This is a genomic window from Pseudoalteromonas sp. SG45-3, assembly GCF_014164075.1.
Taxonomy (GTDB): Bacteria; Pseudomonadota; Gammaproteobacteria; order Enterobacterales; family Alteromonadaceae; genus Pseudoalteromonas; species Pseudoalteromonas distincta.
On sequence record NZ_JACJEN010000058.1, the window covers coordinates 1 to 804 of the forward strand.

Annotated in this window: 1 protein-coding gene; it reads left to right on the forward strand. The window is 51.6% G+C overall.

The genetic code is table 11. The features are described 5' to 3' along the window. Nucleotides 1–804, forward strand: an 804-nt coding sequence (locus H5126_RS21230; RefSeq protein ID WP_182758580.1) for an Ig-like domain-containing protein, incomplete at both ends; no start/stop codon positions are given.

The following is an 804-nucleotide window of genomic DNA, read 5'->3' on the forward strand; positions in this document are numbered from 1 at the left end:
CTGCAGGGCACCAGTAATGAAATTGGTGGCACTGTTACACTCACCATCACCGACAGCGCAGGCGCTGTGCAAACCATTGAGACCCTAGTTGGCAGCGATGGCCACTGGAACATTGAGATTCCAGGAGCCCTTGCACAAGGTGACTTTACTGTAAGCGCGATTATTACCGATGCGGCAGGCAACGAGAGCACCGCAAACAGCAGTGGTAATGTGGATACTATTACGCCAATCGTCACCGTTGATGCACTGGGCCTTGGCAACGATAGCACCCCAGTTGTTAGTGGTACTTCAACAGAGCCTGAAGGCACCGTTGTAAACATTGTTATTACTGACAGTAACGGTGATGAACACCCAATCACCGCCACCGTGGATGCAAACGGTGACTGGCAAGCAACCAGCCCTGAATTACCGGATGGAAGCTACACCGTGCAAGCCAGTATCACCGATGATGCAGGCAACACCGGCGGCGCGACACAAACAGGCAACCTAGATACCTTAGCGCCAACACTGACGTTAGACACAGTCGGCGCAACCAACGACAGCACGCCGACAATCAGCGGGACATCAAACGCGCCAGTAGGCACGGTTATAACGATTAACGTCACGGATGCAGATAATACAGAAACGTTTACCGCGACAGTGCAAGCCGATGGTAGCTGGTCAGCAGATGTACCGAACACGTTAACTGATGGTCCACTCACTATTGAAGCAAGCGTTAGTGATAACGCCGGTAATACCACTACATTAAGTGAAACCGCAACACTCAACACCACGGCCCCAAGCATTAGTATTAATGCACTGGTT